This window comes from Marisediminitalea aggregata, from assembly GCF_900129565.1.
Lineage (GTDB): Bacteria > Pseudomonadota > Gammaproteobacteria > Enterobacterales > Alteromonadaceae > Alteromonas > Alteromonas aggregata.
In genome coordinates, this window is sequence record NZ_FQWD01000005.1 from 354,207 (window position 1) to 372,352 (window position 18,146).

Annotated in this window: 16 protein-coding genes; 6 read left to right on the forward strand and 10 right to left on the reverse strand. The window is 49.6% G+C overall.

From position 1 onward, the window contains the following. The first annotated feature begins 156 nt into the window (after positions 1-156). From parC to BUB81_RS15795, 3 genes are all read left to right on the forward strand, one after another. Entirely contained in the window at positions 157-2,406 is a 2,250-nt protein-coding gene (parC, locus tag BUB81_RS15785) for a DNA topoisomerase IV subunit A (RefSeq protein ID WP_073324293.1), read from the forward strand. 147 nt (positions 2,407-2,553) lie between these two features. Next, entirely contained in the window at positions 2,554-3,090 is a 537-nt protein-coding gene (locus tag BUB81_RS15790; protein ID WP_073324294.1) for a heme NO-binding domain-containing protein, read from the forward strand. Positions 3,091-3,092: 2 nt separating this feature from the next. Beyond that, positions 3,093-5,255, forward strand: coding sequence for a putative bifunctional diguanylate cyclase/phosphodiesterase (locus BUB81_RS15795; protein WP_073324295.1), 2,163 nt, complete (start codon positions 3,093-3,095; stop codon positions 5,253-5,255). A 70-nt stretch (positions 5,256-5,325) separates the two neighbouring features. On the opposite strand, the gene BUB81_RS15800 is transcribed toward BUB81_RS15795, so the two are convergent. The 8 genes from BUB81_RS15800 to rpe form a co-directional block, all read right to left on the reverse strand. Continuing rightward, positions 5,326-6,132 carry a DUF1338 domain-containing protein gene (locus BUB81_RS15800; protein WP_073324296.1) on the reverse strand — a complete coding sequence of 269 codons (807 nt, stop codon included), beginning with the start codon at positions 6,130-6,132 and terminating at the stop codon, positions 5,326-5,328. Between the two features lie 26 nt (positions 6,133-6,158). Next, positions 6,159-7,631, reverse strand: a complete 1,473-nt coding sequence (astD, locus tag BUB81_RS15805) for a succinylglutamate-semialdehyde dehydrogenase (protein WP_139241607.1) — start codon at positions 7,629-7,631, stop codon at positions 6,159-6,161. 24 nt (positions 7,632-7,655) lie between these two features. Then, positions 7,656-8,693, reverse strand: coding sequence for an arginine N-succinyltransferase (gene astA / locus BUB81_RS15810; protein ID WP_073324298.1), 1,038 nt, complete (start codon positions 8,691-8,693; stop codon positions 7,656-7,658). A gap of 17 nt (positions 8,694-8,710) precedes the next feature. After that, a complete protein-coding gene (locus tag BUB81_RS15815; RefSeq protein ID WP_073324299.1) occupies positions 8,711-9,919 on the reverse strand; it encodes an aspartate aminotransferase family protein in 1,209 nt (402 codons plus the stop codon). 397 nt (positions 9,920-10,316) lie between these two features. Then, positions 10,317-11,477 (reverse strand): HDOD domain-containing protein, encoded by a 1,161-nt coding sequence (locus BUB81_RS15820; protein ID WP_073324300.1) that lies wholly within the window; start codon positions 11,475-11,477, stop codon positions 10,317-10,319. Positions 11,478-11,644: 167 nt separating this feature from the next. Continuing rightward, positions 11,645-12,265, reverse strand: coding sequence for an anthranilate synthase component II (locus BUB81_RS15825; protein ID WP_073324301.1), 621 nt, complete (start codon positions 12,263-12,265; stop codon positions 11,645-11,647). Between the two features lie 18 nt (positions 12,266-12,283). Further along, positions 12,284-13,291: a tryptophan--tRNA ligase gene (gene trpS / locus BUB81_RS15830; RefSeq protein WP_073324302.1), complete on the reverse strand. Its 1,008-nt coding sequence runs from the start codon at positions 13,289-13,291 to the stop codon at positions 12,284-12,286. A gap of 19 nt (positions 13,292-13,310) precedes the next feature. Then, the gene (rpe, locus tag BUB81_RS15835) at positions 13,311-13,988 is read right to left on the reverse strand and encodes a ribulose-phosphate 3-epimerase (RefSeq protein WP_073324303.1); all 678 of its coding nucleotides are present in this window, start codon (positions 13,986-13,988) and stop codon (positions 13,311-13,313) included. Between the two features lie 387 nt (positions 13,989-14,375). Between rpe and BUB81_RS15840 the strand changes: the two genes are divergently transcribed. From BUB81_RS15840 to BUB81_RS15850, 3 genes are all read left to right on the forward strand, one after another. After that, entirely contained in the window at positions 14,376-15,092 is a 717-nt protein-coding gene (locus BUB81_RS15840; RefSeq protein WP_073324304.1) for a TorF family putative porin, read from the forward strand. Between the two features lie 145 nt (positions 15,093-15,237). Beyond that, positions 15,238-15,495: a hypothetical protein gene (locus tag BUB81_RS15845; protein ID WP_073324305.1), complete on the forward strand. Its 258-nt coding sequence runs from the start codon at positions 15,238-15,240 to the stop codon at positions 15,493-15,495. A 5-nt stretch (positions 15,496-15,500) separates the two neighbouring features. Continuing rightward, a complete protein-coding gene (locus tag BUB81_RS15850; RefSeq protein ID WP_073324306.1) occupies positions 15,501-15,692 on the forward strand; it encodes a DUF2970 domain-containing protein in 192 nt (63 codons plus the stop codon). Here BUB81_RS15850 and BUB81_RS15855 read toward each other — a convergent pair. Both BUB81_RS15855 and BUB81_RS15860 read right to left on the reverse strand, forming a co-directional pair. Further along, a complete protein-coding gene (locus BUB81_RS15855; protein WP_073324307.1) occupies positions 15,679-16,545 on the reverse strand; it encodes a Dam family site-specific DNA-(adenine-N6)-methyltransferase in 867 nt (288 codons plus the stop codon). The two genes, BUB81_RS15850 and BUB81_RS15855, sit on opposite strands and share 14 nt — an antisense overlap. A 175-nt stretch (positions 16,546-16,720) precedes the next feature. Continuing rightward, a complete protein-coding gene (locus BUB81_RS15860; RefSeq protein ID WP_073324308.1) occupies positions 16,721-18,142 on the reverse strand; it encodes an SPOR domain-containing protein in 1,422 nt (473 codons plus the stop codon). Positions 18,143-18,146: the final 4 nt, after the last annotated feature.

An 18,146-nucleotide genomic window follows, 5' to 3' on the forward strand; every position in this document is an offset into this window, starting at 1 on the left:
TAACTTTCACTTGTCTGCAAAAACAGTGAATTAGCACAAATCCTGAGCGAGCTATCTATTGCGATTACGTCTTGTTTATCTCACAATGGGTCAAAGAATACCTACGTTGAAGCAGCCGCGCCTGCGTTAGCATTACGACGAGAATAATAACGACCCATGAGCGACGAAATCACCATTAATCAAGACGGTGTAGAACAACTTCCAATACGCAAGTTTACCGAAGATGCCTACCTGAATTATTCCATGTACGTCATTATGGACCGGGCCCTGCCGAATATTGGCGATGGCTTAAAGCCGGTTCAGCGACGGATTATTTACGCTATGTCTGACCTGGGCTTGAGCGCGACGGCTAAATATAAGAAGTCTGCGCGTACCGTGGGTGATGTGTTGGGTAAGTTCCACCCTCATGGTGACTCAGCATGCTACGAAGCTATGGTCTTAATGGCTCAGCCGTTTTCTTACCGTTACCCACTGGTTGATGGACAAGGTAACTGGGGGGCGCCGGACGATCCGAAGTCGTTTGCGGCAATGCGTTATACTGAAGCGCGACTGTCTAAGTTCAGTGAAGTACTGTTGTCAGAGCTCGGTCAGGGCACAACAGACTGGGTACCTAACTTTGACGGCACCCTGAATGAACCCAAGGTATTACCGTCTCGTTTACCTCATATATTGTTAAATGGCGTAACGGGAATCGCGGTTGGTATGGCAACTGACATTCCGCCTCATAATGTGCGTGAAGTGGCCAATGCGTGTGCGCGATTGCTGGACAACAGCAAAACCGAATTACACGAACTGCTGGAAGACATACAAGGCCCGGATTTTCCAACCGAAGCTGAAATCATCACGCCGCGAAGCGATATTCAGAAGCTGTATGAGACCGGACGTGGCAGCGTAAAAATGCGCGCGGTATACCAGGAAGAAAATGGCGATGTGGTGATTACTGCGTTACCGCATCAGGCCTCTGGCGCAAAAATCCTGGAGCAAATTGCTGGCCAAATGCAGGCCAAAAAGCTGCCTATGGTCAGTGACCTGCGCGATGAGTCTGATCACGAAAATCCGACCAGACTGGTTATTGTGCCGCGCTCCAACCGCGTAAATGTTGAACAGCTTATGCAGCACCTGTTCGCCACCACGGATTTAGAGAAGAGCTACCGGGTCAATCTGAACATGATTGGTCTGGACGGGCGCCCTCAGGTCAAAGACCTTCGTACAATCCTGTCGGAATGGCTGGTATTCCGCAAAGACACCGTCACACGCCGCTTGCAATACCGTTTGGATAAGGTACTGGCACGCTTGCATATTCTTGAAGGTTTGATGATCGCCTTTTTGAATATCGATGAAGTGATTGAAATCATTCGTTTCCACGATGAACCCAAAGCCGAATTAATGCGTCGCTTTAGTTTAAGCGACAAACAGGCCGAGGCGATCCTGGAGTTGAAGTTACGTCATCTGGCGAAACTCGAAGAAATGAAAATTAAGGGCGAGCAGGAAGAGCTGGCCGCTGAACGCGACCATCTGCAACAACTGCTGGGCTCTGACCGCCGTTTGAAAACCTTGATCAAAAAAGAGTTGCTGGCAGACGCAGAAAAGTATGGCGATGATCGTCGCTCTCCCATAGTGCAACGTTCTGAAGCCAAAGCATTGAGTGAAAAAGAACTGGTACCCAGTGAACCAGTAACTGTTGTACTGTCTGAAAAAGGCTGGGCGCGCTGTGCGAAAGGGCATGACATTGATGCCGAAGCACTTAGCTATAAAGCCGGAGACAGCTACCTGGCCAGCGCCATGGGCCGCAGTAACCAACCCGTGGTGTTCCTCGACACCTCAGGGCGGGCATTCTCTTGCGATGCGCACGGATTACCGTCGGCACGGAGCCAGGGCGAACCACTAACCGGCCGTTTTAGCATGGTTGCAGGTGAGCAATTTGCCCACGTTGTTATGGGTAATGACGACAGCAAGTACCTGATTGCGTCAGATGCGGGTTATGGTTTTGTAGGCACGTTCAATGACATGGTCAGCAAAAACAAAGCCGGTAAAGCCTACATAAACCTGCCGACCGGAGCGAAAGTCATCGCGCCGCAAACAGTGGAAAATCTCGAATCTGACTGGTGCCTTGCGATTTCCAACGAGGGCAGAATGCTGATGTTCCCATTGCGAGACCTGCCCAGCCTGGGCAAAGGTAAGGGCAATAAGATCATCAGTATTCCGTCTGCGAAAGCGCAAATTCACGAAGAGTATGTGAAAGTGCTGGCAGTGGTACCCGATGGCAAGGCGGTGAAACTGTCTGCTGGCAAGCGTAGCATGACGCTTAGTGCTGATGACTTAACTCACTATCAGGGAGAGCGGGGTCGCCGGGGTAATAAATTGCCAAGAGGCCTGCAACGTGTAGACGCTATCGAGATCGAATAACTCGGTTTAATACCGGAATAGATATCTACTTTCTGATAAAAATGCGCCATTTAGGCGCATTTTTTTTGTGCTTTTGTCTGGCTCTTCTACACTTTGTTTATGGGGTTCGGCCATTTAATATGAACAAGTTTTAGTTAGGAGACACACGTGCTTGGGATAGTTTTTACTACTCTGGTGGACATGCTCGAAGAGAAAATTTCACCGGAGTTTGCCGATGAAGTGTTGGTGGAGGCCGAGCTTAAAAACGAAGGGGCATTCACAGCGGTGGGCTATTATCCGTTTTCCGAAATGGAGAAGATTCTGACGGTACTGGTTAACAAAACAGGTCAGTCAGCGGACGAGCTTCTGTACGGGTTCGGCGAATATTTATTTGGCGTGTTGGCGAAAGCTCACGGCGAGGTAATGACCGGAAAAATTACCATTTTAGATGTGCTGGAGAGCCTGGATAACGATATTCACGTGCAGGTCAGAAAGCTTTATCCAGACGCGGACCTCCCCTCATTTAAGGTGATGTCTCGTACGCAAAACTCGATAGAGCTTGAATATCATTCTCAGCGCGATTTGTTCAAACTGGCTGAAGGGTTAATTGATGGCGCGGCAAAACACCTTGGTAACGTCGTCACGCACCATGTCCAAAGTACCAATGAACCGCACACGTACATTATTCGCGTGGATATGGAGTAGTTGTGACCCTTTCTCAACACGATATTACGCCTGATGTCGCGTCGCTTACTCGCCGTCTAAAGCGGGAAAAAGCGGCGCGTCAGCAAGCCGAAACACTGCTTACCGAAAAAAGCCGGGAGTTGTTTGAGGCTTTGCAACAAAGTCAGACTAACCAGGAAAAGCTGGAGCTTGCCTTATGGGCGACCCAGGAGTCGTATTGGGAGTGGCACGCAACGGATGACGCTTTTCTGGTGAAATCATTTGGGTTGAGAAAGAAGCAGGTGAAGGAGTCTAAGCACAGTGCGATTGCCCTGATGGCAATAGTGCATGAGGATGACTTACCTACCATACAATTTCAGTGGTCCCTTGCCGTACACAGTCGCTGTGACGACATAGAGCTTACCTTTCGGGTTAAGAGCGTGCGCGGCGACCAATGGATGCGCTCTCGTGGCAGAGTATTGCGGCGGGACGATAATGGCACGGCGGTGTATATTGTTGGCACTAGCAAGGACATCACGCGTCAGCAAAAAGCGGAACAGTCTTTCCAACTCATGGCGTCGGCGTTTTCCAGTTCGCGCGAACCAATGCTGGTATTGTCTGACGACTTTACTATTACTGAGTCAAATGAAGCTTTTCTGTCGCTGGCACAGCTCAATGCCAAGCATGAATGCGAGCACCAGTCCCTCACTGCATTTTTACAAGGCGCTAAAGAGAAACTCCAACAGTTGCCCAAATTGGGGCAGTTGCAGTTCGATACCCACTTGATCACCGTCTCTGGTACTACTATTCCGGTCGAACTGTCGTTAGCCATGTTCGAATCAAGGCAGCAAGGCTCGACTTACCTGATAGCTACTATCAGAGACATTAGTGAGCGCAAACAAAACGAAGAGCGCCTTCGCGAGCTAGCTACCCATGACGACCTGACAGGGTTGAAAAACAGGCTGGGCCTGAATGCAGCCCTGAAAGCAATGACAGAACGCGAAGAACCGTTTGCACTGGCATTTATCGATCTGGATGGGTTTAAAACCGTTAATGATTTGGCGGGGCACGATTCCGGAGACAATTGTCTGGTTGCCGTCGCGAATACTTTAAGAACGGTATTCAACGGTGATGCCGAAGTTACCCGTTGGGGAGGCGATGAATTCCTGATAGCGATCCCCGTAGAGGATGAGCAACAATGCGTAGATCAAAGCCAGGCGTTAATTGAGGCGTTGGAAGCGCTGAGCTTCGGCGTTAGTGGCAATGACGTTCGGTTGTCTGCAAGTATCGGGGTTGCCTATTTCCCGGCACACGGAAATTGTGTTGAAGCCTTGATTCAAAACGCCGACGCAGCGATGTATCAGGCTAAAACCCTCGGTAAAGGACAGGTGTTTGTCTACCGCCATGGCCTTATTGAAAGTATGAAAGAGCAGGTGACCTTGCTCACCGACTTACACCGCGCTATTCGCACTCGCTCGTTGGATTTTTACTTACAGGGTAAATTCAGTTCGACGGGCAAACTGATTGGGGCAGAACTTTTGTGTCGCTGGTTTTCGCCACTGCATGGCATGGTGAGCCCCGGAACGTTTATTCCTCTGGCAGAAGCACATGGGCTTGACGGTGAAATCGGACTGATGGCGCTGGAGTCGGCCTGTGAGTACATTGCTATGATGGAAGCGGAAGGGTTGAGTGTGCCCATGTCAGTGAATATCAGTGCCAATCAGTTACTCGAACCAGGATTTGCCAACATTGCCTTGTCGATTTGCGATGAGCATGTAGTTGCGCCACAAATGATAGAAATAGAGATCACCGAGTCTATTTTTATTCAGGACGAGTCGAGTGCACTACGCGCATTAACCGAACTGCGTAATGCCGGGTTTGTGCTGTCTTTAGATGATTTCGGCAGCGGATTTTCGTCGTTGAGCTATCTGCGTACCTTCCAGTTTGACGTTATTAAGATCGACCGTTCTCTGGCAAAAGATATTCATTGCTCAACTAAAGCGCTATCACTGCTGTCAGGGTTAGTAAAAATGCTTAACAGTCTGCAGTACAAAGTGCTGGTGGAAGGGGTGGATAACCTGGCTTACATCCCGCTCATGGAAGATATGGGCATTTCGGCTTATCAGGGATTCCTGTTTGAAAAGCCCATTCCTTATGACCAGTTCATCTACAAGCACGTACACAGTTCAATTCCGCTAGAAGACTAACGTGAAAATCGATAAAGAAAGCGCAGCATAGTGACACCCAAAATGTCACTATGCTGATTCTATGCAGGATTTACTTGGCGTTGGTGCTTTCGAAAATCTTATCTGCTGACGCTTCAACAAACCCCTGATACAACTCACCGTCAGGCATAGCGTAACGCTGGGCAAATTCGTAGAAACAGCTGGGGATTGTTAACGACGTATCACTGAACGCCAGTGCGATTTTGTCGGCCATTGTTGAAGACTGAGCCAGGAAGACCGACTCGCCGCCTTTGATTTCACCACCAACGGTGTTCAGTACAAAACCGGCTTCTTTCAACAGGGTATTCACCTGTTCGAGACTGTCGCTGTTGTTCAGGTGGTTTACACTCACGGTAAAGTGATTCGCACGGAATCCCCAGGCTGCAAGCCAGCCGGCGTATTCAGACTCACTGATAAGTGCCTGATACTCCTCGCTCGACAACTGCCATTGACGTCCTGAGTACAGGAAGTTGTCTGCCGTTACGACTTCTTCGGACATCTGCTCTACCAGACCCTGAATGATCTTCTGAGCTCCTTCTGACAGCTCTTCAACGCGCAGTTGGCTTATGAACACCTTCGGCTTGGTTGTGTCCGGGTGCTCGAAGTGTTTCGCATCCAGCTTTTTGGCCTTGAAATTGTACTGGCCTTTCTCTTCGTAACCCAATGCTAAGAAGTGCGCCGCCAGCTTATCCAGATTGGTTTTTTCCAGATTAAACGTACGGAACGCGACATGATCATTAACGATTTCAGGGCTGTTCTCTTCACCCGCCAGTAGTTCGTGAATACGCTTGGCGCTTGGGGTGATTTGCACATAATCCTGCCACATATTGGCAAACAGGGTACTGATATTGTTGTGCATAGTATTCTGTCGTTCCTTATAGTCTGTTACAGCGTTAAGCCGGGGCTTAACGTACCAGGTAGGGCTACTTTATCCAGTTCTACTGAAGCCACCGGGTACGCACAGTAGTCTGCCGCGTAATACGCGCTGGCTCTGTGGTTTCCGCTTTCGCCTATGCCACCGAACGGTGCTGCACTGCTGGCGCCGGTAATAGGACGGTTCCAGTTAACAATACCTGCACGAATATGCTGGAAAAAGTGCTGGTAGTCAGCCTCAGAGTCGCTCAGTAAACCCGCAGACAAGCCGAAACGCGTGTTGTTAGCCTGTGCAATGGCGGTGTCGAAGTCAGAATAACGAATTACTTTGAGCAGCGGGCCAAAGTGTTCCTCATCCGGCATTTCATCAACGATGTCAGTGACGTCCAGAATACCCGGGGTAACAAAGCCGGTATTTTCGTCGGTGTGCGTTAATGTCAGTAACGCTTTGGCGCCCAGATCAAGTAATTCCTGCTGAGCAGCAACCATTCCTTTGGCTGCAGCAGCACTGACCATGGCGCCCATGAATGGCTGCTCTTCAGCGTCGTAATGTCCTACCTGAATGGCTTTAGTCGCGTCAACTAACGCGGCCATTAACGCATCACCCTGTGCATTTGCCGGTATGAACAGACGGCGTGCGCAAGTGCAGCGCTGGCCTGACGTAACAAAGGCTGACTGAATGATGTCGTGTACGGCTGCTTTGGTGTCGGCAACGTCGGTAACGATGAGAGGGTTATTGCCGCCCATTTCCAGGGCCAGAATTTTGCCCGGGTGACCTGCGAATTGTTCGTGCAGGATTTTACCCGTGCGTGAGCTACCGGTGAAGAACAAGCCATCTAACTGATGGTGGCTGGCTAACGCCTTGCCGGTTTCCACCTCGCCCTGAACCAGGTTCAGCACGCCTTTAGGTAACCCGGCCTGTTCCCACAGTTTCACCATCGCTTCTGCAACGGCTGGTGTTAAATCGCTGGGCTTGAACACAATGGTGTTGCCTGCAATCAGTGCTGGCACAATGTGACCATTAGGTAAGTGACCCGGGAAGTTGTAAGGGCCAAATACGGCAACCACACCATGGGGTTTATGACGAATAAACGCTTTGCCTACCGGCATGGCATTTTCAACGGTACCGGTGCGCTCAAAATACGCTTTTTCTGAAATCCCGATTTTACCGATCATGGCGGCGACTTCGGTAGCGGTTTCCCATAATGGCTTACCGGTCTCCTGCGCAATTAACGCAGCCAGTTCCGGTTTGTTAGCCGCCAGTAATTCACCGTACTGTTTGATAATGGCCAGGCGTGCTTCAACTGTCAGTGCAGACCAGGCTGGCAATGCTGTTCTGGCGGCATTTACCGCGTCATTTACCTGCTCAGCAGAGGCTGCATTGCCTTGCCAGAATACGTGGTTTTTCGCTGGATCAGTTGACGCGATAGAGGCACCTTGGCCTTCAATCCACTGTCCATTTATAAAATGTGTGGTTGGCATAATTCTGTCCTGATGCTTGTAATTGATTTAATCTCGGGGTGTTACCGAAGCAAAGCGAATGGCATCACCTTCTTCTATGGCAAGCGCTGCCGCCGCCTTATGTGAAATCACTGCGGTGTCGGTTTGATTGTCGTAACGGACATCAGCCATGACGGCGCGGAAATCTTTCACCGAGGTGTTGATGATGTAGCACAACTCGCCATCTTGTGCGGCTGACTGGTCGTCAATGTGTGCCGCAGCGCGTTTACTGCGCTGTGCGGTACGAATATTACTGAGGTTTGCCTCAACAGTAGGGCCGCCATCAAAAATGTCTACGTAGCCGCGACAACTAAAGCCCTCTTCCTGTAGCAAGCGCAACGCGGGTTCGGTTTTCTTGTGCACCTTACCAATCACGTTTTGTGCTTCCTGACTTAACAGGTTGACGTAAATGGGATACTTGGGCATCAACTCGGCAATGAACACCTTGTTGCCGATCCCGGTCAGGTAATCGGCGGTGGGGAAGTCCATTGAAAAGAAATGGGCTTCCAGCCATTCCCAGAACGGCGAACGGCCATTTTCATCACTCACGCCACGCATTTCGGCTATTACGGTTTCGGCGAAGCGTTCCTGGTGTTCCTGCATAAACAGAAAACGGACTTTAGACAAAAAGCGGCCGTTAAGGCCCTTACGGGCACTTTCCCGCAAGAACAACGTACAAATCTCGCTTACACCGGTGTAGTCGTTGCAAAACGTCAGGATTTCCACCGTGTTGTGGATATTCAGTTCGCGTGAAGCGTGGACGACTTTGCCTACGTGATAATGATAGAACGCGTCGTCCGTACCCACAGCCGCTTCGATACCGGTTGTCCCTACCACATCACCAGTTGTCGCGTCTTCCATTACAAACAGATACGATTCACTGCCTGGCGCGGTAACCTCACTGCCGAAAGAGTCGGTGGATCTGTTAATTTTACGCTGCAACAGTTCCTCGTTCACTGGCAAAGACGTAAAGCCAATGCCAGATTCCTCAGCTATTGCATACAGCGCTGCGTAATCGCTTTGTTGTATTGGGCGAATGATGTACATGGTTAGCTCTCTTATAGCTACTTCGCTGCCACGACGCTGGCTACGGCTTTCTCGAAGCGTACCAAACCTTCCGCAATATCTTCGTCAGGAATGATCAGCGACGGTGCGAAACGCACTACGTTAGCGCCTGCAACCAGACACATCAGTTGTTGTTGTGTTGATGCATCCAGGAACGCGCGTGACTGGCCGGCGAAGTCTTCGGTTAACGCACAACCTAACAGCATGCCTTTACCGCGGATTTCGCTAAACACTTTGTGCTTATCGTTAATGGTTGCAAGGGTGTCACGGAACAGCTGCTCTTTGCGCTTAACGCCTTCCAGTACCGCTGGATCGTTAATGATATCGAACGTGCGTTCTGCCACGGCACACGCCAGTGGGTTACCACCGTAAGTGCTGCCATGCGTACCAGGTTTGAAGTGTGCAGCAATGTCAGTTGTGGTTAGCATTGCGCCTACAGGGAAGCCACCGCCCAGCGATTTTGCAGTGGTCAGAATATCTGGCGTTACGTCCAGACCCATGTACGCATACAGGTGACCAGTTCGGCCTACACCCGATTGCACTTCATCGAAAATCAACAGCGCATTGTGCTTGTCGCACAGCTCGCGAACGCCTTTTACGAAGGCCGGATCAGGCGAAATAATACCGCCTTCACCCTGCAGAGGTTCCATCATTACCGCACAGGTATTGTCCGAAATCAGCGCTTCAAAAGCAGCCAGGTCGTTGTAAGCACAATGCTCTACAGCGCCAGGCTTTGGACCAAAACCATCTGAATACGCAGCCTGACCGCCTACCGTCACCGTAAAGAAAGTACGGCCGTGGAAACCTTGGTTAAACGCAATGATTTGTTGTTTGTGTTCACCGAACTTTTCCAATGCATAGCGACGCGCTAGTTTCAACGCTGCTTCGTTCGCTTCAGCACCCGAGTTGGCAAAATAAACGCGCTCAGCAAAGGTGTGGTCGGTTAGTTTTTTGGCTAAACGCAACGCAGGTTCGTTGGTGAATACGTTGCTTAAGTGCCACAACTTGTTACCTTGCTCGGTAAGGGCTTTTACCAACTCAGGGTGACAGTGACCCAGTGCGTTTACAGCAATACCACCGGCAAAGTCGATGAATTCGTTGCCGTCCTGATCCCAGACTCGCGAACCCACACCGCGAACCGGTACCATACTGGCAGGGTTGTAGTTCGGCACCATGACTTCATCAAATAAACTCCGGGTTACATTCATCTCTTCACCTCTAACTGTCGATTTACTGCTTGCTCGTTGCCACAAATGAGCAACGAAATACAGTGGAATAATGTGTTTCAAAGCGCTTCAGTATGCCAGCATAACGCGCCTTTGTCTCGTCAATTCATTGGCTGTAAACACAGTAAAATCAAGGGGTGTGGCTTAACTTGCATAATTAGTGAATAACTATCCATAGAAGTGAATAGGCGGAAAAATAAACAATAGAGAGTTTGTATCTTGCGCCACGCGAGCGGGCTGAACGCGTGTAGATGTACACCAGGGTTTACGGCTGAATGATTATGAAAGCGAAAAAAACACGCATTTTTACGTTTTCAGCTCAGAACATGTCGCAATTCCGCGCGGTCAACAGGTAATTACGCGTCTGGGTTCAGCTGTTTTACAGCTCGGCAACAACGGGAAGTTGTGACAGAGATTGTTTTTGCAGTGCAGTAAAAGTGTCTGCGGATATCGCACTGCCAGAACGAAACACCGGGGCTTCGTCTTCCAGAAATAATTTGGCATCACTGAGCATTCTGAATTTAGCGTAATACCGGCTTTGTTGAAGTGTGCGGGTTAACGGCAAGGCATCCTCATCATCAGGCTCTTGCAGGAACTGTTGCATGGGGGTGTGCAAGTCCACTCGCTTGAATACCATTTGCTCAAACAGGTGCAGAGACAGTTTATCGCCGTGCTGGTTAATCAACTGAATACACTGCGCCGGGTCTGGTACTAACTGCGTAAGTGCACTGTGCAAATCGCGCAATTTGGCTTTCTGCGCGTGTTGCAGAAAATCAAAATGCACTTGTTCGAACAGTTTAAAATAGAGTTTTAGGATCACACTGCGGCCTAACTGACTCAGCAGGGCAAGCAGGTAAGCCGGGTAGGGCTGGGCTTTAAATTGAGGTGCAATGGCTTCAGCGGTTCTGGCACAGGTTACCGCGTATTCCATGGTCTTGTGCTTTACTTGCGGAAAAGGATCGGTAATCAAGGGGATTGACTGACGGAACATTAAAGCCGGTAATACCAGCTTTACGTTGTCGATGCCCATAAAACTCAACGCGGTCTTCAGCGTGTCGACACCAATCACCATGCCCCGCGCATCGCGCCGACGATTTTGGGGGGCATTAACTAACTTCAGCAGTTCGTCATACAGCCAGGGCATGCCTGCCGCAACAGCCTCCACTTTTGAAATGGTTGCTGATGGTGTGGTGAGCAGGTCGATAAGATCTGTTGACTCGTCTTGCCAGTTTAGTTGTTTGTCTAGGATCGCGGGCGTGTCACTGATAGCTTGTGCCAGCTTTTTCTTAACCAGTGTATGCAGTTGCTGGTTAATTTGAGCCAGATATTCTGCGCGGACTTTGGCGGTTTGCAGCTTATCGCGAATCGCAGTTTTTTCGACTTTAAGCAGTTGGCGACGGGTAAAACTCTGTTCCGATTCCTCATAACTTACTTCGCCCGGCGCACGTTTGCCAATCATGACGCTGACGCGCTCAGGCGCAATCAGCCAATAATCAAAACGTTCGGCAATGGAGGGGGGCGTTAGTAATTGCTCAGCCATAAGCGATGTAGTGACTCCGTTTGTACTGCAGATCGATAAAAATAGCGTGATATTCAAATAGTATCGGCCGATTCCCAATACGCTGCAACTTAATTAACCCCAGCTCGGAAATAGTGCTAAAAAACACACCGTAGTGTTGTTGTTTCGCGAATTCAGAGCGAATGTGTTTACGCTTGTTCCGTTGAAAGCCGCGGCGTATAAGGGGCTGAAATACCGGCTAAGGTTAAAAAGTTGGCCAGTACCTGATGACCATACTCGGTTAACAAAGATTCCGGATGATACTGCAGGCCCCAAATGGGTAAAGAGCGGTGCGCTATCGCCATGATCTCTGGCTCGTCGCCATCCTGACTCCAGGCAATTGCCTGCAGACAGTCGGGTAACTGCTCTGGCGATAAAACCAATGAGTGGTAGCGTGTTACGGTAAAGCGTTCAGGGATGCCATTGAACAGAGGGCTTCCGTTATGTAGAACCGGTGAAAGCTTTCCATGACGAATATGGTGGGCACCGCAGACTGTGGCACCAAATACCTGACCTATAGCCTGATGTCCCAGGCATACGCCAAGAATGGGTAAGGTGCCAGCAAAGTGTTTGATTGCTGCCAGACTGATTCCGGCGTCATCAGGCGTGCAAGGCCCCGGCGAAATCACGATGCCTTGTAACGGCATGGCAGCGATGTCTGCCAGACTGACCTCGTCATTTCTGACGACTTTCAGCTCACAACCTAACTCAATAAAGTAACGCGCCAGGTTGTGGCTGAACGAATCATAGTTGTCGATGAGCAATAACAAGTGGTACCCGCTACCCAATTAAGGTTTGGCAATAAACCCTAGGGCGTCATAGGTCGCTGCCAGGGTTTTGCTGGCTTTTGCCTGTGCCTTGGCCGCACCTTCACGCATGACTTCATTCAGGTACGCCTGATCTTCGCGAAGCTGGTGGTAACGTTGTTGAATGGGCTCAAGCAGTGCTACCACGGCATCGGCTACGTCGCCTTTCAGGTGGCCGTACATTTTGTCTTCGTAATCCGGTACCAGTGATTCAACCGATTTACCCGTCGCCAATGAGAGCAGGGTAAGCAGGTTGCTGACGCCGGCTTTTTCTGCTGGATCGTAATAAATGCGCGCCTGCTCGTCTGAATCGGTGACGGCACTCTTGATCTTCTTCGCCAGTTTCTTCGGCTCTTCCAGCAGCCCGATGTAGTTTTTCGGGTTGTTGTCAGACTTCGACATTTTTTTGTCAGGCTCTTGCAAGCTCATGATACGCGCACCAAATTCCGGAATGTACGGATCGGGCAGGCGGAAGGTATCGCCATAGATATTGTTAAAGCGCGTTGCTACATCGCGGGTCAGTTCAAGGTGCTGCTTTTGATCTTCACCAACCGGTACCTTGTCTGCCTGGTACAGCAAAATATCTGCTGCCTGCAGTACCGGGTAGCTGTACAAACCTACATTTATGTTAGAGGCATTCTTTGCAGACTTGTCTTTAAACTGGGTCATGCGGTTAAGCTCGCCCATTTGCGTGTAGCAGTTCAGTACCCACGCCAGTTGCGCGTGCTCAGGTACGTGAGACTGTACGAACAGCGTACTTTTTTGTGGGTCAATGCCACAGGCAAGGTATAAAGCCAAACCATCAAGACAGGCCTGCTTCAGCTTTTCAGGCTCCTGACGAACAGTGATGGCGTGTAAGTCTACCAACATGTACAAACAGTCGTGGTCGTCCTGCATGCTCACCCATTGCTTCAGTGCACCCATATAGTTGCCAAGGGTTAATTGACCGGACGGCTGACAGCCGCTTAGTACGATTGGTTTTACACTCATGAATTTATACCTACTGTTATTACCGGGCGCCAACTGAAGCGAGTTCGTTGCGCATTTGCTGAATCACGGTGGCGTAATCAGGCTGGTTAAAAATAGCTGAGCCGGCAACAAACATGTCTGCGCCTGCGTCAGCAATGGCTGCGATATTATCGACTTTCACCCCGCCGTCAACTTCCAAACGTATATTTCGGCCTGATTCTTCTATTCTTTGTTTTACTTCACGCAGCTTGTCCAGCGTATTTGGAATAAAAGACTGACCGCCGAAGCCGGGGTTAACCGACATCAATAGTATGTGATGCAGCTTATCCATGACGTAATCAAGGTGAGAGAGCGATGTCGCCGGGTTAAATACCAGGCCGGGCTGGCAGCCCTTATCAATAATCAACTGCAGACTGCGGTCAACGTGCTGACTTGCCTCGGGGTGAAAACTGATCATGCTGGCACCGGCGTCTGCAAACTGCTCAATAAGGTCGTCTACCGGTGAAACCATCAGGTGCACATCAATAGGGGCCGTAATGCCGTAGTCACGCAGCGCCTTACAGATCATAGGTCCGAAAGTCAGGTTAGGCACATAGTGGTTATCCATGACATCAAAGTGAACGACATCGGCACCGGCCGCCAGTACCTTCTCAACATCCTCGCCTAGCCGGGCAAAGTCGGCGGACAGAATGGACGGGGCTATCAGAAAATCTTTCATACCTTACCTTCGGGTTAGTCAAGCCAGCAACTGGCTTTATGGATTTGCAGAGTACGTCTTTTTAACACGTTTTTTGATAACGCTTTTATTGATTAAATTTTACCGGATTCTGTGAGCAGGCAAAAGGCAAAATACCGCCCTTTATTGGTGAGTGTGCACTTATATGGTGCGACGGGCTTGTGCGAGTGCGCGTATGAAATCTTCCGGTTAAAAAACACCCTAAATAAAATATAAATAAAATCATATGTTTATGTGTTTTTTCTTTGATTTTGACGAAGATTATTAATTGGGCATCAAGTTTGCGTATGTCGTGAGCACAATAACAAGAACAATAGACAGAAAGTGATTTTAAAACACTTATGCAAAGTTAATTTACGGAGAACACACATGAAATTTAATAAAACTTTGGTAACTTTAGCTGTTGTTGGCTCTTGCCTGACTTCTACTGCTGCCCTTGCTGACAGCGTATCTGCTAACGTTAGCGTTACCAACAACTACATCTGGCGTGGTCTGACTCAAACCATGAACGAAGCAGCTGTACAAGGTGGTATCGACTACGCAAGCGACAGCGGTTTCTACGCGGGAACTTGGGCATCTAACGTTAAGTATGGTGCAGACGATGTTTACTCTTACGAGCACGACATCTACTTCGGTTACGCGGGCGAAGCTGGCGACATTTCATATGATGTTGGTTACCTGTACTACAACTACGACACTGAAGCCGGTTACGATTTCGGCGAAATCTACGGTACAGTAGGTTACGGTAACTTTAGCGCGACTTTATACGTTCTGGCGAACGCAGAACCAGATGAAGGTCCAAATCAAGACTTCGGTTTTGGTTCAACGACTTACCTGTCACTTGACTATGCTTACGCACTGGAAAGCGGCACTGAAGTTGGTGTTCACCTTGGTTCTCACCAGGGCGACTTCTCTGAGTCATTCAACGGCGTACCTGGTGACTACATGGATTACGCACTGACGCTGTCTAAAGACGGTTTCGGCTTCATGATCAGTGGTACTGACCTGGACGACGCTGGTCCGGACGCGTTAGACAACGATAGCGTGAAGTTCACTGTTTCTTACGGTGTAGACTTCGAGCTGTAAGCGATAGTCGCTTAAAAATTATTTGTTGTGCGTACGGGGCCATGCAGAAATGCGTGGCCTTTGTACTTTAGGCGGAAATTTTCGTTGCCAGACGGTTCGAACTGGTTATAATTAAACCAATGGAATCTACTGGGTAGATAAGTGAATGTTTAACAGAAACCTAAAATGGCGGGCATCTGGCACAGTGTTAACTGTTGGCTTGCTGGTAGGAACATTTCATTTGGCAACGGATAGCCGCGAAATAGCCTCAAATGACTGTCAGCCCCCTTGTGCGAACGCACAGCAGCATGCCGAAGAAGTAAGCTGGTCGAGCTGGTTAACCGGTCGTTCTACGTCTTATCGCTTTCATTATCTCGATTTGCTGGAATTATTGTCGCGCCAGAAAGGCACGGACAGCGAATAGTCGCAATGGCCAGTAAACCCGGTTTACTGCAAGTGATTCAAAGCGTGTTGGCGAGCGCCTTTGGCGTGCAAAGCCATAAAAACTACCAAAAAGACTTCTCTCAACCCGACGTAAAAGTGTACATCACGGTTGGTGTTGTATTTGTCGTTCTGTTTGTCTTGTCTCTGATAGCGTTAGTGCAGTTTATACTGCCTTAGCGTTGTGCTCGTCGGTAATTGGCATAACCGGCGTATCGTCGAAAAACGCCAGTAGTTCACTGACTGGTTTACGTTTGTGGCCCTTCTGACTGATTGACCGTTTTACATTTAAGGTCGAGATATGGGCGCCGTTGTATAGCTGGCGTGTCAGTGGTAGATCGTGGTTCGATATGAGTACGGGGATCCCTCTTTTATAAGCAGCTCGTTTTGCCAGTGTTGCAAGCTTGTTTTGGCATGCAAGACTAAACTGCTTGGCTGCATAACTGGTAAACAATGCGGTTTTGCTTATTGGTGCATAAGGTGGATCACAGTAAATAACACTGCCTTTACGGGCGCGTTGGAAGACTTTTTCGAAAGGAAGGCAGGTAAATTTCGCGTGTTGGGACTTTTCCGCGAACACATACATTTCACGCTCGGGGAAGTAGGGGCGTTTGTAACGGCCGAATGGCACATTAAAGCGTCCGCTCAGGCTATAACGGCATAAGCCATTGTAGCCATGGCGATTCAAGTAAACGAATAACAGCGCGCGATAATGCTCGTCAGTGGTCTGATTAAACTCTTCCCGCAGGGCGTAATACGTGGCTTCTTCATTGTGCTCTGGTGTAAAGAACGCTTTTAAATCATTAATGAGTACATCGGGCTGCTGCTTCAACAGATTGTACAAGCTGATCAGGTCTGGATTGATATCGTTGAGGACGTAATGCGGGTAGTCTGAATTCAGAAAAACAGACCCTGCACCGACGAAGGGTTCAATGAGTTTGTTCGCAACTGGCAATTGCGCGTTTATCTTTTCTACCAGGCTGTATTTGCCTCCTGCCCACTTGAGGAATGCCCGGTTTTTATTGACTGCCATTATGTTGGTAACTACTCACTGACTATTTATTGGTTATTTGTCTTCGTGGAAAGCATAGCCATGACAGCGCACATTCAGAAAATGAAGCTGTAAAACATGTTCAACCCAGAGAAACCCTGATTGTAGCGACCACAGCGGATCCCGACAACCAGCAATTTCCAGAATCGGTAAAATATTAGCGTGCCGGGTTCAGTTCGCCTTGGATTTGACGGCCGGATTTTACAAAAACAGCGTCTTTGCCTGGGAACGGCGGCAAAGACGACACCATTGCTCTGGCATCGAGAAGGGTGGCTGCACTTGTATGCCACAGCAGAACGTACCAATCGCCGCCGTAACGTGCAGTTTTGTACATGGTAACCTTGTCGGTAAGGTTGTGGTCCCGCAGGAAGTCTTTAGCAAGCGGTAGGTCTTTCATGCCTGCAATTTGAATGTAGTAGGCGGCGGGGTCTGCCTCGGTCATGAGTGTGGTTGCGTCGACTGTCGCTGGTGCAATAGCGGGTTGCTCGGAATTCAGCTCAGTAGCAACTCCCTGACTTTCGCTTGCTTGCCCAACGTTATTTGCGGACTCAGATTCAGTTTCTCCAGCTATAGCAGGCTGTTCGGTTGCTGTTTCAGCGACAGTCGTTTCAACAGAACTTGCAGTTGGTATCGCAATTGACTGCTGAGTGGCTTCCCCTGACTCAGAAGTGCGCACCTCCGGCTCTGGTATAGTTTTTAGTGCGTCAGTAAAGCTGGTTACCACGCGGGCATTCTCAGAGGGCTGCTGCACCGGCTCTTCAATCACCGTGTCAGTCTGTTTAGGCACACTGATTGTTTGCGTGGGCGTACTGTCTTCAGTGTTGTTGGCTTGCACTTCCTCAGCGACGGATTGTGTGGTTTGTTCAATAGGGTTAAACAACGTGCTTAACGTTGCGCCGTATTGCCAGCCCAGTAACGCAACAAAGCTGGACAGGAACACCAGTACCACTGCCAGCCACAACCAGGGGGAGCGCAGTCTGTTGGGCCGGGTTGCAATATGTGCCTGACCTTTGGCCTGGCGGTAGCGGTCAAAGGCTGCGCGGCGCTGAGCCAGCAGTTTGTCTACGTCGCTACCGTAGTTGTCGCGAGTCACAGACTGACTGCTGATAAGTAAGGGGGTGTCGGTATTTTTAGCCGGCAGCCATTGTTTGGCTTGCTCTGCCCATTCTGACTCACCAAACAGCAGCACGTTCAGGTGTTGCTTGTTGTTGGCAAAGCGGCTTTGCAGAACCAACTCCCACAGCTCTTGCAGGAATTGGTTTGGCAGGAACTGCGCATTGGTAATGGTGATCAGGACCGGGCCGTTGTGGTGATTCAGGTCAGCTAATAGTTCGTTGAGCGGGCGCACATAGCTGCCAATGACCTGACCGAGTAACTGACGACACACATCCCGACGGTAATCGGTGACCTGCATGTCGTCATTCGCGGTTATGAATGCCAGCTCGGTATTGTCGGCCTGCTGAAATACAAACGACTCCAGCGTGCGTTGCTGCTCTGCAATAGAGTCTCCGCTAACAAAAATTAGCTGAGACGAATAATTGACCAGATATTCAAGTCTGTCATGCAGTTCAGACGACACGGAT